The 2,246-nt window shown below is 60.8% G+C and carries 2 protein-coding genes and 1 pseudogene; all 3 read left to right on the top strand.

Annotated elements, in window-relative coordinates; all coding sequences use genetic code 11:
* Nucleotides 1–755, top strand: a 755-nt coding sequence (gluQRS, locus tag BIS10_RS18455; protein WP_253507653.1) for a tRNA glutamyl-Q(34) synthetase GluQRS, incomplete at its 5' end; no start/stop codon positions are given.
* Between the two features lies 1 nt (nt 756).
* The gene (locus BIS10_RS18450) at nt 757–933 is read left to right on the top strand and encodes a hypothetical protein (RefSeq protein WP_192859188.1); all 177 of its coding nucleotides are present in this window, start codon (nt 757–759) and stop codon (nt 931–933) included.
* A pseudogene (locus BIS10_RS18445) lies at nt 923–2,246 on the top strand (ATPase); the annotation flags it as partial. The gene BIS10_RS18450 and the pseudogene BIS10_RS18445, both read left to right, overlap by 11 nt.

Raw genomic sequence — 2,246 nt, 5'->3', positions numbered from 1 at the left:
ACCCGCCACGCTGCCCAGAAGGCGCAGACAGCACTATTTTGCGCCAGCTAGAGGCCTTTGGACTAACGTGGGATGGGGAAGTGATATGGCAAAGCCATCGTCATGATGCCTACCAGCACGCGCTGGATCAGCTCGTTGAACAGGGGCTGGCGTATCCATGCAGTTGCTCGCGTAAGCAGTGGCAGGCCTTTGACATCTACCCCGGCTGGTGCCGAAACGGCGTGTGCGATGCCACCAAGCCGGTCGCATGGCGGTTGCGCAGCGACCTCGCCAAACGCCCCGTAGGTTGGAATGATCGGCTGTTCGGCGAGCAGCACTTCGACCCCGCCGAACTGGGCGACGTAGTGTTAAAGCGCAAAGATCAATTATGGGCCTACCAGCTCGCGGTGGTGGTGGATGACGCCCACCAGGGCATTACCAATATCGTGCGCGGGTACGACCTGCTGGATAACACGCCTTGGCAGCAGCAGTTACAGGCAGCGCTAAGCCTACCAACACCTCGTTACCTGCACCTACCATTAGTGGTAACTACGGATGGCCAAAAGCTCTCCAAGCAGAACCTAGCGCCCGCCCTAGCCGAAGAGAGCACCGGGATACGCCGCCAGCTCTTTCAGGCGCTGCAGCTACTCGACCAAGCGCCACCGCCAGCGCTTGTCGATGAATCGCCGGAAGCGCAGCTACGCTGGGCAATAGAGAACTGGTCGGTGTCACGCCTGGCACCGCTTGCCCATCGCCCCACTCCACCGGAGCAGTAAGATGTACGTCTACCGCATCATGCTATTTCTTGTGTTTGGCGGCTACCTGCTATCACCGCTGTTTATGGATGGCTGGGGCGACCCGAGCGTGGCCTGGTACCGCCCTTTTGCGATTTGGGGCGTCCTGATTGCCCTGACGCTATGGCTTGAGCAGAAGAGGAAGTTAGATGAACGCTGAGCTGATAGGCGTTGTATTACTGGGGCTTAGCTACCTTGGGCTGCTGTTTGGCTGCGGCATGGCCGTCGAGCGGGGCTGGGTGCCAGTGCGCATTACTCGCCACCCGATGGTGTATACCCTAGCGCTCGGCGTATACGCCAGCGCCTGGGCAATTTATGGCAGCATCGAATTAGCCGCGAATGCCGGGTTTGGCTACCTCGCTTACTACCTAGGGCCAGCGGGAGCTTTCTTACTCGCCCCTGTGCTGCTGGTACCGATTCAGCGCATTACCCGCACTTACCAGCTCTCTTCATTGGCGGATCTGTTCGCCTTTCGCTACCGCTCCCGCTGGGCGGGAACGCTCGTCACGCTGCTTAGCCTATTTGCCGTATTACCGCTGCTGGGCATTCAGGTGCAAACCTTGAGCGATGCCGTCCAACTACTGACCGGCAGTCGCTACAGCGCGGCGGTAGCGCTGCTATTCTGCGCGGTCATTGCAGGCTGCGCCGTGCTGTTTGGCGCCCGCCACAGCCATCGGCACCGCCACGATACGCTGCTGAGCGTGATTGCCTTTGAGTCGGTGATCAAACTGCTTGCCATGCTCGGGCTCGGTGCCATTGCCCTGTGGTGGGTGTTTGACGGGCCTCAAGATTTACAGCGCTGGCTAGAAGGCCCAGGGGCCGCTCTACAAGCTACCACCCCTCAGTTAGAAGCCCCCCAGTGGCGTACGCTTCTGCTGCTGTTTTTCGCGGCGGCCTTTATGATGCCGCACCTGTTTCAGATCACCTTTGCCGAAAGCCTCTCTCGCCATACCCTACTGCAGGCTAGCTGGACCCTGCCGCTCTTTTTGCTCTTGATGGCGCTACCGGTGCCGCTGATCTTATGGGCGGCGCAGTCGGCCAACGAGAGCGTGCCGCTCGCCGCCTACGCGGCGTATCTGATGACCGAGCACTGGTGGGTCGGTGCGCTGGCCTTTATTGGTGGGCTGGCGGCCGCCAGCGGCACCATGATGATGATCGCGCTCGCGCTCTCCGGCATGGTGTTGAATCACATTGTGCTGGTAGCCCGCCCTCCAGAGGCACGTAGCGACCTCTACGGCTGGCTGCTGTGGCTGCGCCGGGGGCTGGTCGGGGCCGTCATTTTCGGTGGCTGGCTGTTTGCCGAAAGCGTCGGGCGCTATCACTCCCTGACGAACCTCGGGTTGGCCGCCTTTGTAGGCATGGCGCAGTGTTTGCCGGGCCTTCTAGCGCTGCTCTATTGGCCGGGTGCCAACCGCAAAGGCATGATTGCCGGCCTTATCGGCGGTATTGGCGTCTGGCTATGGGGGTTATGGC

The sequence above is a fragment of the Halomonas sp. 707B3 genome, from assembly GCF_024158645.1.
Classification (GTDB): Bacteria; Pseudomonadota; Gammaproteobacteria; order Pseudomonadales; family Halomonadaceae; genus Vreelandella; species Vreelandella lionensis.
This window is presented reverse-complemented; position numbering and strand designations above follow the sequence as displayed.

Bases quoted from the DNA above. Each gene is read 5' to 3' on its own strand.
- BIS10_RS18450 (WP_192859188.1), top strand. From the start codon at position 757: ATGTACGTCTACCGCATCATGCTATTTCTTGTGTTTGGCGGCTACCTG.